Source organism: Pseudanabaena sp. PCC 7367 (assembly GCF_000317065.1).
Lineage (GTDB): Bacteria > Cyanobacteriota > Cyanobacteriia > Pseudanabaenales > Pseudanabaenaceae > Thalassoporum > Thalassoporum mexicanum.
Map to the genome: position 1 here is coordinate 2,354,350 of NC_019701.1, position 15,591 is coordinate 2,369,940.

A 15,591-nucleotide genomic window follows, 5' to 3' on the forward strand; every position below is an offset into this window, starting at 1 on the left:
TTACAAATACCAAATTGCAATAACAATCCCAGCATTTATGCAAAAAGTCTAATTTAAAAACTAAAATATAGATCCAAGAGTGACGCATAATGACAACAGAGCTTAACCAAACCCAGATGCAAGATCTGGTGCAGAGTCAATTTAAACCCGGAAGCACCAATCATCCTGCCAGTGATACCAATCGCAGGAATGGGCGAACCAACCAAGTTGACCAACAGCTACTAGATTCAAAAAACGTGACTAAATTTCCAGTGCCAGACCATGTGGATACCATGGTGCACCAACGCAGTACCTGCCCAGTAGAATCGACCCTGGGGGCGATCGGCGGCCGTTGGAAGGTTTTAATTCTCAAAGAGCTATTCGATCGCACTAAACGCTTTGGCGAGTTGCACAAGGCTTTGCATGGCATCACCCAGAAAATGCTGACCCAGCAATTGCGCGAGATGGAGCGGGATGGCCTGGTCAATCGCAAGGTTTATCAACAAGTGCCACCAAAGGTGGAGTATTCGCTTACGGAAATGGGCAAAACCCTGGAACCAGTGTTGGAGTCGATGCATCGCTGGGGAATTGATTTCATTGAGCATAAGCAGGAGTTGGAGCAGGCGATCGAAGAGGAAGAGGGCGATCGTTGAGTAGTTAGAGTAGAAACCATCAAATTAATTCACTCAATCGCATGGTGTAGATTGAGGCGGTTTGGCGATAGGATCAAAAACCACCTATTTGTCCAACCGCACCAGACAGGTAACAATGCGATCGCCCCAACCCTTAGCCAGTCAAGCCGATCAAAAATCCCGATCGACTAGCAAGCAACCCCTCAAGCGACTCCTTGCCTACGCCAGCAACTACAATCGCCAGATCCAACTAGCTTCGCTCTGCTCGATCCTGAACAAACTCTTTGACCTCGCGCCCCCGGTGTTAATTGGGATCGCCGTAGACACCGTTGTCAAACAACAGGATTCACTGCTCGCTAATTATGGTCTAACCTCCGTTAGCAGCCAATTGATCGCCCTGGCAATGATTAGCCTGGTGATCTGGGCATTTGAATCGATCTTTGAATATGCCTTTGCGCGGTTATGGCGGAATCTGGCGCAAACAATCCAGCATGATTTGCGGCTCGATGCCTATAGCCATTTGCAAGAATTAGAGCTAGCTTTTTTTGAAGAACGCAGCACTGGTGGACTGATGTCGATCCTCAGCGATGATATTAATCAGCTAGAGCGGTTTTTGGATGTGGGGGCGAATGAGGTGATTCAAACCCTAACGACGATCATTGTGGTGGGTGGGATTTTTATGGCGATCGCGCCGGAGGTGGCCTGGTGGTCAGTAATTCCGATGCCATTTATTTTGTGGGGGTCGATCGCTTTCCAGGGATTGCTTGCACCGCGCTATGCCAATGTGCGCGAAAAGGTGAGCCTGATGAATGGGCAGCTTTCCAATAACCTCAGTGGCATTACTACAATCAAAAGCTTTACCACCGAAGATTATGAAATCAGCCGAATTGAAAAGCTCAGCGATAAATATCGCCAGAGTAATCGCCGTGCGATCGCCCTCAGCGCTGCGTTTGTGCCTTTAATTAGAATTCTTATTTTCATTGGTTTTGTGGCTACCCTGGTGGTGGGTGGCTTACAGGTGGAGGCAGGCACGATCGCGGTCGGTTCCTATAGCGTGATGGTGTTTATTACGCAGCGCTTACTGTGGCCGCTGACCAGACTGGGCGAAACCCTCGATCAATATCAGCGGGCGATGGCTTCTACCAATCGGGTGATGGATTTGCTCGATCAACCAATCACGATGCATCCCGGCCACATTGACCTGGGTGAACAACATGCGATCGATGCCAAGAACTTAGCTCAGCCACTCACGGCTACCAATGGTGAAAAGAAAGAGCGATCGGCGCAAATTCAAATTCGTGGCGAGGTGAACTTTGAGCAGGTCAGCTTTGCCTATCCCAGCAGCCCTGCTGTAATTAGCGATCTCAGCTTGCAAATCCCCGCTGGCCAGACGATCGGCATTGTGGGGGCAACGGGCTCCGGTAAAAGCACACTGGTAAAACTATTGATGCGATTGTATGAGATTAACTCTGGCCGGATCACCCTCGATGGCATGGACATCAGTGAGATAAAGCTGCGTGATCTACGCGGTTGCATGGGTTTGGTCAGTCAGGATGTATTTTTGTTTCATGGCTCGGTGTGGGAAAACATTGCCTATGGGAGTTTTGATGCCAGCACTGAGGCGATCGAAGCGGCGGCCAAAATTGCCGAGGCCGATGATTTTATTGCCAAGCTGCCCCACGGTTATGACACGATCGTGGGTGAACGGGGGCAAAAGCTCTCCGGTGGACAACGGCAAAGATTAGCGATCGCCAGGGCGGTATTGCGTGATCCGCCAATTTTGATCCTGGATGAAGCCACCTCGGCGGTTGATAATGAAACCGAATTAGCAATCCATCGATCCCTAGAAAAAATCACTGCTAATCGTACTACAATTGCGATCGCCCATCGGCTCTCCACAGTGCGTAATGCCGATCGAATCTATGTAATGGAGCATGGCCGATTGGTTGAGCAGGGCACCCATGATCAACTCAATGCGATGAGTGGGATCTATGCGGAGTTGTGGCGATTGCAAACCGGACAGTTGGCCAGTTAGCTAGTTCAATGAAAAAACTAGTTGCGAAATATTAAGTTTGCAAGGGTTTACCTGCTCTTTATTTGCTCTTTACTTTCGTGCTGCAAAATAAGAAATGATGATCCATCATAAACTGAGACAGCCTCTCAGCCCCAAGCGTACCTTGATTGCTTTGCAGTTATTGAGGTGGGCTTTTTTATTGGCGGTGCGGCTAAAGTTCTAATTGTGATCGATGTCACGATCGATCGCTACCTGGATCACACTAATTTATGGCAAGAATCACTACATTGAAGAGGGGGGAATCACTACAGATTCAGTTGCAAAGGGCGATTATAGTTACATCAAAGAACTTAGTTACACAAAGTTAAGTAACGCTAAGTAATCAGTCCTTTTGCAGAGTTTGCCGAATTTGAGTTATGGAAATGTCTATTTATTGTTGGTTGAATCAAGTGTTCAGGCTTTTGGCCGTTTCGATCGGTGGGTTTATTGTGATCAACTATTTTCTGGCGTTTGCGATCTAGTCTTACCCGCTACGAATAATTAAGACATGGAAGAGGGTTGTTGCGAGATGTGAATGGAAGCGATCGATCGGCAACAAACTCCCGCTAACAGCGTCAATGAAACCAGTTAGCAAATAATTAAAGTTTTTCCCAACGTTGTCTACGAATTTCCGTTAGTTAAGTCGAATCTCCTAAATCTTATCTACCTCTATGGCTTAGTTGATTGGTTGATTACCACAGCTCAAGCCGATTGCAAAACCAGTAATACATGCGCTAGTGATTTATTTCATTGGCGTTTTTTATTTAATGAAACTGCCTGGAATGAAACTGCGCGTAGCGCCCCGCCTGCTCCAGTAACTCCTGATGCGTGCCCGACTCAATAATTCGCCCCTGCTCCATCACAAAAATCCGATCGCTATTCCTGACCGTGGCCAAACGGTGGGCGATCACAAACACTGTCCGCCCCTGCATCAACCGCTGCAAAGCCTCCTGCACCAGTGATTCCGATTCTGCATCTAGCGCCGAAGTGGCCTCATCCAGAATTAAAATTTTGGGATCAAAAAGCACTGCCCTGGCGATCGCAATCCTTTGCCGTTGCCCGCCGGACAGGTTAACGCCCCGCTCACCGACTTTGGTTAAATAACCATCCGGAAAGCTAGTAATAAAATCATGGGCATTGGCGATCTTAGCCGCTTCTTCTACTGCCTTGAGGTCATAACGCAATTGACCAAAGGCAATATTCGCCGCAATCGTGCCCGAAAACAGGATCGTCTCCTGCGGTACGATCGCCAGTTGTTGGCGCAAGCTAGATATGGTCACATCCTGAATATCAAAGCCATCAATCAAAATCTGGCCAGCGATCGGCTCATAAAAGCGAGTCAGCAAATTCATCAGCGTTGATTTACCCGCCCCCGAAGAACCCACCAGGGCGATCACTTCGCCGGGGAAAGCCAGGAAGCTAATATCTGCGATCACCATGCAATCGGGCGTGTAGCAAAAGCTGACCTGCTTATATTCCACCTTGCCCGTAATTTCCGGCAGGGTCACCGCATCAGGTTTTTCGCGGATTGAAGGATGGATCTCAAAAATCTCAAAGATGCGATCGGCGGAGGCTTCAGCTTGCTTAATTTCGTTGTAAACCCCGGTGGTATTCACGATCGGATCGATTAACAGCAACACCCCCGCCGCAAATGCCACAAAATCACTACCGGATAGCTGTCCGGTTGAAATTTGCCAGGCCGCCAACCAGAACAACACAATAATCCCCGCCGCTTGCAGGAAACCCACCAGAGGCCATTGGATCGCCTTAATTCGTTCGGTGGCATATTTACGACGGCGATCCTGGCGCGCCTCCCCCCGAAAGCGATTGATTTCATAGGCTTCAGTATTAAAAGCCCGAATCAGACGAATGCCGCTGAATACCTCCGATAGTAAAGAAGACAGATTCGAAACCTGTTCCTGACTTTGGCGCGATAAGTCCAGCATTTTGCTGCCAAACCAACCAATCATATAGGCCAGCGCAGGCGCAACTAAAAGCACCGTCAGGGTCAATAGCCAATCGAGATAGAGCATATAGCCCAGCACAAACACCAGTTGCAATACCGAGGGCACAAATTGATGAAAGAATTTGTTGATTACTTCGCCAATCCGATCGATATCTTCGGTGAGACGATAGGAAAGATCGCCCGTGCGCGATTCCGCAAAATAGTCCACATCCAATGTATGCAAGTGGGCATAGACATTCACCCGCAAATCCATCGCCACATTCAGCGCCGCTTCGGCCATCAGCACATCCTGGCCATATTGAAACAGCCCCCGAAACACAAACATCACCAGGGTGACCCCAGAAATACGGGTAATGCCAGGGACATCACCGCGCCCGATCGCATCGGCGGCCTGACCCAAAAAATGCGCCAGCAATGGCATCGTGCCAATAAAACCAACTGTGCATAAAAAGGCTTTGGTAATTAACCACCAATGCTGCTTGATGTAGTCAAAAAGCTGCCAATAGATCGAAGTTGGCGCGGCACTGGTTGGAATGTTTCGATTGCGATCGGATTTACTCAACTGTCTAATTGCTTGCTCTTGATAATTACTCGATACTTATATTTTTATATTTATTGATGCAGACTGTTTGAATCCTGGCGCAATTGTTCTAACAAAGGCTGAGAGCTTGATCATCTCGACCCCTGCTCCAACTTTTGCAAGAGTTTGATTGAAACTAGATCTGAACCGTGTTTTTATCTATGCCTCATCCAGTCAGTATAGCGAGGTGGGTGGCGATTATAAATCTTGATTGGGTAGCGCTGGCATAATTGGGGCAGCGGGATTTGTGGATCTGCTTGATATGCCTGGGTTATGGTGAGCTTATTGCTTAAAATTCTTTGCCATAAATAAAAGCTAGCTTAGGTGGCAGAGTATATTTAGGCTGAGAATATTAAAAGCATTTACAAATCTGATTATCAATACCAAAATCAGTTATAACTGACAGAGGCATAATGGAGAGAAAGATTGGTCAGAGTTAGCCACTACATCACAGCACCGGGAAGAAAATATGGGGCTAAACCATTCTTGAAGTGGGCTGGTGGGAAACGGCAATTGATCGCCAAAATCCAGGAATTTATTCCCGCTAGTTTTAACACCTACTTCGAGCCATTTGTGGGTGGTGGTGCGGTTTTATTTGACTTGCAACCAACTCAAGTAGTGATTAACGATCGCAACGCAGAACTGATCAATTGCTATCGGGTGATCAAAGATTCAGTCGAAGCATTAATTACGCAGCTAGAACTACATAAAGCCCAGAACACCAAAGATTATTATTACCAGATTCGGCAACTCGATCGCCAATCTAGTTTTTCGCTTGAGCATGACAATATTGCCAGGGCGGCGCGGATTATTTATCTCAATAAAACTTGCTATAACGGCTTGTTTCGGGTTAATTCGCGGGGGCAGTTTAATGTGCCGTTTGGTAAATATGCGGCTCCGGCGATCGTCGAGCCAGAGGTCTTACGGGCGGTCAGTGCATATTTAAACCAGAACCAGGTCACGATTGTGAATACTGACTTTGCTGATGCATTGGCACAGGCACGATCGGGCGATTTTGTGTATTTTGATCCGCCCTATGATCCGGTTTCTGATACGGCTTCTTTCACTAAGTATGGCGCGAGTGGGTTTGGCCGCGAAGAACAAACCAGGTTGCGGGAGGTCTTTGGTCAGCTCGATCGATGTGGTTGCAAGCTGTTGCTGAGCAATGCCCAGACTGAATTTATTCAAGAGCTATATCAGGGCTTTAGTTGTGCGGTTGTTAGTGCCACCCGATCGATTAATTCCAATACTAAAAAACGGGGTCGGATTAATGAGGTTTTGATCAGCAATTTTGAGATTTAATTCTGGGATTTAATTCTGATAAGAGGCCTATCACTAATAGTTTTGCTTGCACTAGTTTTGCTTGCACAGAAGCTCACATAACAGTTTAGATCGTGATTATCTGACTACCATATTAATATTTTGCAAAAGTTCTGCTCTCTAAGTATCGTTCTTGGATGTTGAGAATTATCAACCGATCGCAGTAAAGGGCGATCGCCAATGCCAGAATAAAAAAGCGCTCCGATCGCATAGACTCACATAGAATCGCATAGATTAAGCAAAATGAAAGCAGGTCGATATCTCTACGAAAAATCAATATCCTACCAAGGGCATCTAGTCATTCCCTTTGTACGCAGTCGGGTCAATCGCCAGCCGATCTATTCCTATGCGCTGCTTTCGGAAATAGGCCACAAGGGATTGTTCCATCAATCCGAGAACCCCACCCAGCTTTATTCGTGTCACCTGAACCGCGTGTTTGAGATCGCCAAGAAACATTTGGAAAACTACTTTGGCGTGGTCAAGAGCCCCCATGATTATTTCCAACATCGCTACACCTACTGCAAAAACCTGATCATTGTGCATCAGGAACTGGGCAAATTTTTCTACGATCACTATCTGCCCGATGTATTGAATAATATTGCCGCGCCTAAAATCTTTGAATCAGAGGCTGAGTGCTTGCTCTGGGTACAACAAGGCATCGATCGCCACACGATCAGTTTTGCCAGCGATCGAAACTAAGCAGTAGAGTGATTGTGGCACTTAATATAATTAGGTAATGGATGCAGTTATTTAGCTAGTGCTAGTAAACCTGCTAACTATAATCTAAGTCGATCGTGAATGTTTCAGCGGTTACTCTAAATTATTTGCCTAGTTGCCAATTTGAGCAATTAGCTTTCGCCCATAAATAATGCCAGAGGCAAATGCCCATAGGTGCCATTGATTTGTTCATGCTGATCGGACAGGCAGGAAATCAACACCCCCCGATAAGCCCCGGTATATCTTTCCTGGTAGTAAGTAGAATTGCGGGCATTGAACTTAATATAAACTGGCTCATTTTTCTCTGGGATTTCCTCAAGCACAAAGGGCACTTCATAATCCAGGGCGAGCAAATATTCCCGCAGTGCCCGAAAACCCTGGTGTGAATTATCGGCACAGATCCCAATATTGCAATAGTCGGCGAAGCTAACTAGCAATAGGGTGGCCTGTCGCACCTCATTTTGATCAATGTCCAGTGCGGCGATCTCTGGTTCAGTGCAAACATACTGATTCAACAAGGCTTGGGCAGCGGCGATCGGTTCTGGAGTAGGTTCAGCCATATTTTTTTAGTTTGATGGGCAGATGCTAGCTAATTATTAGGGAAAGCGATCGCTAGATCAAGCAAGCTAAAAATCTATATGCCGATTGCACATACCCAGATAATAGGTTTAGCTTGGTAGGGGCGGCTACAACCTGAAATTAATAATCAGTATTTGATCATAATCTGCACCTTTTGCACAACAGCGATCGCCCATCACAAATACACTCATTCACTTAGCTTTGCAATCCCTCAATTAAAGCACCAGCTTAACGAACTTGAAACAAGAGTAGACCAAGCACAGCCTAATTTTAGATCCAAAATTTAGATCCAAACGCTAACTGATTATCCATATGCAATATCGCATTACTCACACCACCACCTACAAATACTCGCAACCAGTAGAACTTTCTTCACACATTGTGCGACTGCGCCCCCGTTGTGATGTTGCGCAAAAACTGCTTAGTTTCGATGTGGAGATCACTCCCACGCCAGTTGGGGCATACAAGTCTGTGGAAATAGACGGCAATGCTAACTACAAATATCAATTTGAGGGCAAAACCGAGTTACTCCGCTTTCAGGTTACCTCTGGGGTGGAAACCCAAAGGAGCAATCCGTTTAATTTCATGTTGGATGCCTATGCGGTGGAACTGCCGATCGATTATCCTTCTTCGATCTTAAATGCCTTGCAGCCCTATTTATGGCGACATGGTGTATCTACCAGTATTGATGCGATCGCCACCCAGTTAGCTCAGGAAATTTATTTGGCCAGCAATGCCAATGTGGTAACTTTTTTGTCTGAGTTGAATGTGAAAATCAATAGCTCATGTGAATACGTGATCCGCGAAACCGGTTCGCCTCTGCCGGCTGGGGTGACCTGGTCACAAAAAGTTGGCTCCTGCCGTGACTTTGCGGTGTTGTTCATAGAATGCTGTCGGGCGGTAGGGCTGGCAGCAAGGTTTGTGAGTGGTTATCATGAGGGCGATCCCGATGAACCAGAGCAGCATCTCCATGCCTGGGCGGAGGTATATTTACCGGGGGCGGGTTGGCGTGGCTATGATCCCACATTGGGGATCTCAGTGGCCGATCAGCATATTGCGCTGGTGGCTAGTGCTACGCCTGCTCTGGCGGCACCAATTACGGGCAGGCTCAAAACTCCTAATGTTCAATCTCAGATGCATTATGACCTGACGATCGAACGGATTGAGCAAATTCAACAATCGCAGTCTGGGATGCAACAACAGTTACCTGGAATGCAGCAGCAATTTGGTTCTCAACAACAACAGCAGTAATATTGTCGGTAGTCATGCAGTGTAGTAAGGATAATTAGCAATCGATTTGAAATTCGGAGCTTAGCTTGTTTTGGTTATAGATATTCAACTATCGCCTAAATCCTTACTTGCTCAGCACTACCCCAAAAACTAATTCCTTTCTTATGCGCTCCCACTGGCTATCCGATCGCAGCTTTAAAGACCTTACGCCGACTAGCACAAGCGATCGATCATTAATATTTTAGGCATTCCCAGCATTATTAACCCAGCTTAGCTCAACTTACAGCTTCTTAATGAATAACCACTGTGAATCTTACGAAACCATGAATATGAGTAATCACTGCTTTCTGGCGGATTAAGATTTAATTATGGCTGAGCCTTGAGCATCCGTAACACCTGATAACTTCCTTCTCCGGCTCGATCGTCCAGTCATGAATACTTCATCCCAGGGGAGAACAGCCAATGATTAAGGTAGATTTAACTAAGCACGGCATTACGGTTGAGAAGGTCTTGCATAATGCTTCGCCAGCGGTTTTATATGTGGAAGCAATGCGCTATGAAGCTGGTACTAGCATTGCCGACAATGGCGCGCTGGTGGCCTATTCTGGTAAGAAAACTGGCCGCAGCCCCACCGAAAAGCGAGTAGTCCAAAATCCCCAATCCCAACCAGATGTCTGGTGGGGTGAGATTAATATCCCCTTGGATGAAGAAATTTTTTTAATCAACCAAGAGCGAGCGATTGATTATCTCAATACCCGCGATCGGCTCTATGTGGTGGATGCATTCGCCGGATCTGACCCTGAGTATAAGATCAAAGTGCGGGTAATTTGTGCCAGGGCTTATCATGCGCTGTTCATGTGGAATATGTTAATTCGCCCCACCACCGAGGAGTTGGCGAACTTTGGCGAACCGGATTATGTGATTTACAATGCGGGTAAATTCCCGGCCAATTCGCATATTCCCGGTATGACCTCTAAAACTACTGTAGACCTATGTTTTGAGGATCATGAATTGGTGATTCTGGGCACTGAATATGCTGGCGAAATGAAGAAAGGCATCTTCACGGTGATGAATTATCTGATGCCCAAAGTAGGACATCTCTCTATGCATTGTTCGGCCACCGAATCAAAACAAGACGGCAGCGCTTCGATCCTATTCGGGCTATCGGGCACAGGCAAAACCACTTTATCTGCTGATCCGAATCGTGTGCTGATTGGTGATGATGAGCATGTCTGGACCGATCGCGGCATTTTTAATATTGAGGGCGGTTGCTATGCCAAGGCGATCCACCTCAGTGCTGCCAAGGAGCCGGATATTTATGAGGCGATCCGGTTTGGTGCCGTCCTAGAAAACGTGATCCTAGACCCCGACAGTCATGCGGTTGACTATGACAATACCTCGATCACAGAAAATACCCGTGCCAGCTATCCGATCGAATATATCCACAATGCCAAGCTTTCTGGTATGACTGGACATCCCCAGAATGTGATTTTTCTAACCTGTGATGCCTTTGGTGTATTGCCGCCCGTATCGAAGCTAACCCCCGAAGCAGCCATGTATCACTTTATTAGTGGCTATACCGCCAAGGTGGCTGGAACGGAGATGGGAATCGTGGAACCGCAAGCGACATTCTCGCCTTGTTTTGGGGGGCCATTCTTGGTTTGGCATCCCAACAAATATGCCGAGTTACTGGCGGAAAAGATTCGTCAATACCATGCCCATGTCTGGCTGGTGAACACAGGTTGGTCGGGTGGTGCCTATGGGGTGGGCGATCGCATAGATCTGACCTATACCCGCGCGATCATTGATGCGATCCATAATGGTAGCCTAGCTCAGGCTGATTATATTTTCGATCCCATCTTTCGGGTGCAAGTCCCCACCGATTGTGCCCATGTGCCCAATGAGTTGTTAATTCCCAGGCAAATGTGGGCAGATCCCCAGGCATACGATCGCACCGCCCATCAGCTTGCCCACCTGTTCCACCGCAACTTTGCTAAATATATTAGCGGCGTGAGTGAGGCGGTTAGGATCGCTGGCCCAGTAGAAACTATCTTGGCTAGCTAGGCTTGAGCTTCACGCTGTAGATTATTGATGATCATGCGCAAGTGGTGGCGATCGGCTTGATAAACCTCAGCGCAAAAATTGCAAGTGGCTTCCGCACCGCCATCCTTGTCGATCATATCCTCTAATTCTTCCTCACCAAACATTCGCAATGCTCCCAACACCCGCTCAAAGGTACAGGGACAATGGAAGTTGAGCATTTGGGTCTCTGGGAAAATTTGTAAGCCCTGATCGCCGAGCATTTGTTTTAGAATCTGAGGTAGCTTTTGGCCAGAACGCAGCAAGGGCGTAAACCCAGTTAATTTACTCACTCGTTCTTCTAATACCTCAATTAAGCTATCATCTCTGGCTGCCTTGGGCATGATTTGCAGCAACAGACCACCCGCCGCTGCCACACCAGTTTGATCCAAAAATACACCTAATAGCAGTGCTGATGGGGTTTGCTCTGAAGAAGCCAGATAATAGGTCACATCTTCTCCCACCTCTCCAGACACTAACTCGACGGTGCTGGAATAGGGGAATTCATGGCCAGTATCGCGCAGCACATAGAGAAAACCATTGCGGCCAACTGCACCACCAACATCTAGTTTCCCCTGTTTGTTGGGTGGTAGTTCTAGTTTAGGATTACCCACATAGCCGCGCACTGTGCCATCGAGGCCGGCATCCGCAAATACCACCCCCAAAGGGCCATCACCGGACAATCGCATATTTACCCGCGCGCCAGGTTTCTTCATACTAGAGGCCAAAATTAATCCGGCAGTCATGGTTCTTCCCAAGGCCGCGGTTGCCACCATTGAAAGCCCATGTCTACGCATTGCTTCATTGGTTAAATTGGTGGTGATTGCTGCTACTGCCCTGATGCCACCATCTGCTGCCGTAGCCTTGATTAATTGATCAGCCATGCGCGCCCTAGCTCTCCTGTCTGTAAGTTAAATGTAGTTACTTGATTACTTTAGCTATTGTAACTATCCTAATCAGCTAGGGGCGGCATTTTGATCTGTCTATGGGCTATTCTTTGGGCTTAGTGATTCCAGGTGGGGTAGGTGGACGATCGCCGTCCCTGGTTGTGGAGTTGGCGGCTTCCGGTTCGTCGCCCTTGGGCACCAGTTGACCATTACGATCGACATCAAAGTCATCATTCACGTAGCCAGTATTTTCATACATTAACTGGTTAACGTAGCGATCTAGCTCGGCTTCGTCACTAATATACTGGCGGTAATGATCACGAATATCTGTTTCTACGCCCAACTCTTTCAGGCGACGATAGAGCAGATCGCCATCGCCCTGAAAATAGGCCTTGCGGGTCTGGCCATCCAGCATCGATCGCATCACAATCGGCAATGGCACACCCGAAATCGAAGCGGGTTTAGCGCCAGCCAGGGAAAACATGCCATAGAGGGCAATAGAGCCAGCTACAGATAAAAACAACAGTCCGATCGTTTTAGTGTGGGTCAACTTGATTTTAGCTTCGCTACTGGCCTTGAAAGACTCTTTATCGGGCCAATCTCCCACCTGGGCAATTATTGTTTGATCTGGCTTTTGGTGCTTTTTCCTAACCTTGACCTTGTTCAAATATGGCGCAGCTTGATCGCTGTGTTGGTGTACTGATTGAGGTGGCGAGTTAAGGGCATTGAGATGATCAGGATTGAGCCATTTTCCTGTGCCCTCAAACAATGAATAATCCGGTGACTTTTCTCGCTTTTTGCGTACCCGCACCCCCTCTGGTTTTAGTTCAGGGTGCTTGCTATTGGCTTTGAACTTTGCTAAGCGTTGTTCCGGTGTATCGGGTTGCCAATCACCATCGCCAGACAGGAGCGAGTATTTTGCCGATCGCCCCCGCTTTTTTTTGTGCTTATGTAGTTGATGGTGGTGTTGATCGCTACCTTCCAGCTTTGCCTGATGTTCGTAGTGGTCAGGTTCAATGGCATTATTGTTGGTAGTCTGTTGATCTACAAAAGCATGACCCTCAGCGTTAGATTCTTGATCACTAGGGGGAGGGACATGATCGCCATGATGCGATCGCGGCTGAATTATAAAATTAGAGCCAGTAAAAATAGAATCGCCACTGCCCCTGCGTTTCTTCTTGATCTTTGTTTTTTTTGATTGCCAATCTTGATCCATAGCTTTGCCAGAGCCCCCGTAATCTCTTAGATCATAACCTAAGTTATTTCTAATTCAAGCCTGTGCCTGTATATTTTTGTCCCCGGATCATGCAAAGCCCCCATTCATCCAAACTATTATGATCCAGATGAAGTCAAACTAACAGCTCTGGTTATGATCCTATAACCGCTAAAAAGCTGAATATTTGAAAACACTAAACGATCGCCCAGCCTAATTACCATAGCTAGCCGATCGAAATTATCAAATGATTATCAAATGACAGAAATTAAACGGGCCCGGCAGGACTCTAACCTGCGACTTACCGCTTAGAAGGCGGTTGTTCTATACAACTGAACTACGAGCCCACAGCATATATGGTATACCACAAGTTCATGGTTGCATTCAATCGCTCAAGGGATGTGATCGGGCGATCGATTTGGATATTTTGGTCTCAATAACTAGATATATTGATATCTGCGATTAAAGTCTGATTCAATCCTCCCCAAGCAAAATAACTGCAAAAATCATGTCTATTCCTCTCCCTACCTGCTTTTTATGAGTAGTCTAGAGGATTGGAGCTAAATATACTAATATCTAGGGGCTCAAACTGAAAACTGATCAATTTAGGTTTTCAATTAGGTAGGATCAAGAATTTTAGTAATGCTAGATCAGATAATCGTCACCACCGCCCAAATGCGATCGATCGAAGAATTGATGTTTCGAGCGGGGATGCCCGTTGCGGCATTGATGGAGAAAGTGGCTGGCCAAATTGTCGATCGGATCGAAGCGCTCTATCCAGTTGCTGACTATGCCAAGGTGGGGATTTTGGTTGGCCCTGGTCATAATGGTGGTGATGCCTTGGTGGTGGCCAGGGAGTTGTGGCACCGCGATCGCCAGGTAAGAATCTTTTTGCCCCTACCCGATAAACTAAAACCCCTCACCCGCGAACATTGCCAATATGCCCATAACCTGGGTATTCCCATTCTGCCTCTTGACAAATTAGACCAACTCAAAACCTGCGATTTAATTGTGGATGGATTGTTTGGTTTTGGCCTGGAGCGGGAAATAACCGAGCCGATCGCCACCGCCATCAATACCATCAACACCTGGCAAGTACCCATTCTCAGCATCGATCTGCCATCGGGGTTAAATACCGATCATGGCAAAATAATGGGTACTGCAATCAAGGCCAGCCATACCCTTTGCTTGGGTTTATGGAAGCGAGGTTTGTTTACGGAATCGGCATTGGTGAATTTGGGAGAATTAGAGCGGGTTGATTTTGATATCCCCACTGCATTTGTAGTAAAAGTGTTGGGCAAAGATCATAATCTATGGCGAATTAATTGCACTCAGGCTCTAGACTGGTTGCCCAGATGTCGTCCCCTCAATAGCCATAAATATCAAACCGGGCATTTATTATTAATTGCCGGATCACAACATTATCCAGGGGCAGCAATCTTGGCAGCATTAGGAGCAAGGGCTAGTGGCGTTGGCATGTTAACTATTCTGGTGCCGGAGTCATTACGCCAATTTGTCTTGGCACAGGTTCCCGAAGCCTTGGTAATTGGTTGCCCAGAAACAGAAACCGGAGCGATCGCCGAACTACCGTTCCAGGATGTGAGCAAATATAGCGTGATCGCCTGTGGCCCTGGCCTCACTGTTGATGCTCAGAATGCGGTAGAACAGGTGATTGGTAAGGAATGCCCATTGGTGTTGGATGCGGATGGTTTGAATTTACTGGTGTTGATCGGCGTGAATAAATTCAAGCGGATTCGACCTCGGCCAACGATCATCACTCCCCATTGGGGCGAATTTGGCAGATTGTTTCCGCATCTTAAAAATCAACAGGATCGACTTGCAGCCCTGCGGGAGGCGATCGACATTACTGGCGCGATCGTTCTGCTGAAGGGAGCCCGCACCGCGATTGGTTTTAACACTGGCAATCCGGTCAGCGCTCAAAGTATTGCCGATGGCGAAAAACAGAATGCGCAAATTTGGATTAATCCCGAAAGTACCCCAGCCTTGGCTCGTGGTGGCAGTGGCGATGTTTTAACCGGTTTGATTGGTGGTCTGTGGGCACAGGGTATGCAGGGGAATCAAGCGGCGATCGCGGCTACGATCTGGCATTCCCAGGCCGCAATTCAACTGGCCAAGCAGCATACCCAGATGAGTGTCGAGCCGAGTAAGTTGGCGAATCAATTGGGTTCAGTGTTGGCGGGTTTAGCGCAGGAATAGGGAAGGCGATCGTTTTTTTGTACAGATTAAAATTCCGTTAAACGCAGTCCAAAAGCCAAGCATAGGTAAATATGATTATGCTAATGACCCAAAAACAACCCAAAGATCGGAAAACTTAGCAGCGATCGTAAAAAAGCCC

Annotated in this window: 11 protein-coding genes and 1 tRNA gene; 7 read left to right on the plus strand and 5 right to left on the minus strand. The window is 47.2% G+C overall.

Annotated features, from left to right (window positions below; genetic code table 11):
* Positions 1-272 precede the first annotated feature (272 nt).
* Together PSE7367_RS09310 and PSE7367_RS09315 are read left to right on the plus strand one after the other, a co-directional pair.
* A complete protein-coding gene (locus PSE7367_RS09310) occupies positions 273-632 on the plus strand; it encodes a winged helix-turn-helix transcriptional regulator (protein ID WP_041699409.1) in 360 nt (119 codons plus the stop codon).
* A gap of 115 nt (positions 633-747) precedes the next feature.
* Entirely contained in the window at positions 748-2,646 is a 1,899-nt protein-coding gene (locus PSE7367_RS09315) for an ABC transporter ATP-binding protein (protein ID WP_015165115.1), read from the plus strand.
* A gap of 782 nt (positions 2,647-3,428) precedes the next feature.
* On the opposite strand, the gene PSE7367_RS09320 is transcribed toward PSE7367_RS09315, so the two are convergent.
* Positions 3,429-5,192, minus strand: coding sequence for an ABC transporter ATP-binding protein (locus PSE7367_RS09320; protein ID WP_015165116.1), 1,764 nt, complete (start codon positions 5,190-5,192; stop codon positions 3,429-3,431).
* 444 nt (positions 5,193-5,636) lie between these two features.
* On the opposite strand from PSE7367_RS09320, the gene PSE7367_RS09325 reads away from it, so the two are divergent.
* A complete protein-coding gene (locus tag PSE7367_RS09325) occupies positions 5,637-6,512 on the plus strand; it encodes a DNA adenine methylase (protein ID WP_015165117.1) in 876 nt (291 codons plus the stop codon).
* Between the two features lie 261 nt (positions 6,513-6,773).
* Positions 6,774-7,229 carry a hypothetical protein gene (locus PSE7367_RS09330; RefSeq protein WP_015165118.1) on the plus strand — a complete coding sequence of 152 codons (456 nt, stop codon included), beginning with the start codon at positions 6,774-6,776 and terminating at the stop codon, positions 7,227-7,229.
* A gap of 149 nt (positions 7,230-7,378) precedes the next feature.
* Here PSE7367_RS09330 and PSE7367_RS09335 read toward each other — a convergent pair whose 3' ends face one another.
* Positions 7,379-7,807 (minus strand): DUF1824 family protein, encoded by a 429-nt coding sequence (locus PSE7367_RS09335; protein ID WP_015165119.1) that lies wholly within the window; start codon positions 7,805-7,807, stop codon positions 7,379-7,381.
* Between the two features lie 331 nt (positions 7,808-8,138).
* On the opposite strand from PSE7367_RS09335, the gene PSE7367_RS09340 reads away from it, so the two are divergent.
* Together PSE7367_RS09340 and pckA are read left to right on the plus strand one after the other, a co-directional pair.
* Complete coding sequence (locus PSE7367_RS09340; protein ID WP_015165120.1) at positions 8,139-9,077, plus strand: transglutaminase family protein; 939 nt, start codon at positions 8,139-8,141, stop codon at positions 9,075-9,077.
* A 441-nt stretch (positions 9,078-9,518) separates the two neighbouring features.
* Positions 9,519-11,120: a phosphoenolpyruvate carboxykinase (ATP) gene (gene pckA, locus PSE7367_RS09345; RefSeq protein WP_015165121.1), complete on the plus strand. Its 1,602-nt coding sequence runs from the start codon at positions 9,519-9,521 to the stop codon at positions 11,118-11,120.
* Here the strand turns inward: pckA and hslO are convergent.
* The 3 genes from hslO to PSE7367_RS09360 form a co-directional block, all read right to left on the minus strand.
* Positions 11,117-12,019, minus strand: a complete 903-nt coding sequence (gene hslO, locus PSE7367_RS09350; protein ID WP_015165122.1) for an Hsp33 family molecular chaperone HslO — start codon at positions 12,017-12,019, stop codon at positions 11,117-11,119. The two genes, pckA and hslO, sit on opposite strands and share 4 nt — an antisense overlap.
* 106 nt (positions 12,020-12,125) lie before the next feature.
* Entirely contained in the window at positions 12,126-13,238 is a 1,113-nt protein-coding gene (locus tag PSE7367_RS20365) for a hypothetical protein (protein WP_015165123.1), read from the minus strand.
* 270 nt (positions 13,239-13,508) lie between these two features.
* A tRNA-Arg gene (locus PSE7367_RS09360) sits at positions 13,509-13,582 on the minus strand.
* A 295-nt stretch (positions 13,583-13,877) separates the two neighbouring features.
* Here PSE7367_RS09360 and PSE7367_RS09365 point away from each other — a divergent pair.
* Positions 13,878-15,452 carry a bifunctional ADP-dependent NAD(P)H-hydrate dehydratase/NAD(P)H-hydrate epimerase gene (locus PSE7367_RS09365; RefSeq protein ID WP_015165124.1) on the plus strand — a complete coding sequence of 525 codons (1,575 nt, stop codon included), beginning with the start codon at positions 13,878-13,880 and terminating at the stop codon, positions 15,450-15,452.
* Positions 15,453-15,591: the final 139 nt, after the last annotated feature.

What these genes read in the sequence shown, in the direction of transcription:
- PSE7367_RS09315 (WP_015165115.1), top strand. Translation starts at nt 748, where the DNA reads ATGCGATCGCCCCAACCCTTAGCCAGTCAAGCCGATCAAAAATCCCGA.
- PSE7367_RS20365 (WP_015165123.1), bottom strand. Translation starts at nt 13,238, where the DNA reads ATGGATCAAGATTGGCAATCAAAAAAAACAAAGATCAAGAAGAAACGC.
- PSE7367_RS09335 (WP_015165119.1), bottom strand. Translation starts at nt 7,807, where the DNA reads ATGGCTGAACCTACTCCAGAACCGATCGCCGCTGCCCAAGCCTTGTTG.
- PSE7367_RS09310 (WP_041699409.1), top strand. Translation starts at nt 273, where the DNA reads ATGGTGCACCAACGCAGTACCTGCCCAGTAGAATCGACCCTGGGGGCG.
- hslO (WP_015165122.1), bottom strand. Translation starts at nt 12,019, where the DNA reads ATGGCTGATCAATTAATCAAGGCTACGGCAGCAGATGGTGGCATCAGG.
- PSE7367_RS09330 (WP_015165118.1), top strand. Translation starts at nt 6,774, where the DNA reads ATGAAAGCAGGTCGATATCTCTACGAAAAATCAATATCCTACCAAGGG.
- PSE7367_RS09340 (WP_015165120.1), top strand. Translation starts at nt 8,139, where the DNA reads ATGCAATATCGCATTACTCACACCACCACCTACAAATACTCGCAACCA.
- pckA (WP_015165121.1), top strand. Translation starts at nt 9,519, where the DNA reads ATGATTAAGGTAGATTTAACTAAGCACGGCATTACGGTTGAGAAGGTC.
- PSE7367_RS09365 (WP_015165124.1), top strand. Translation starts at nt 13,878, where the DNA reads ATGCTAGATCAGATAATCGTCACCACCGCCCAAATGCGATCGATCGAA.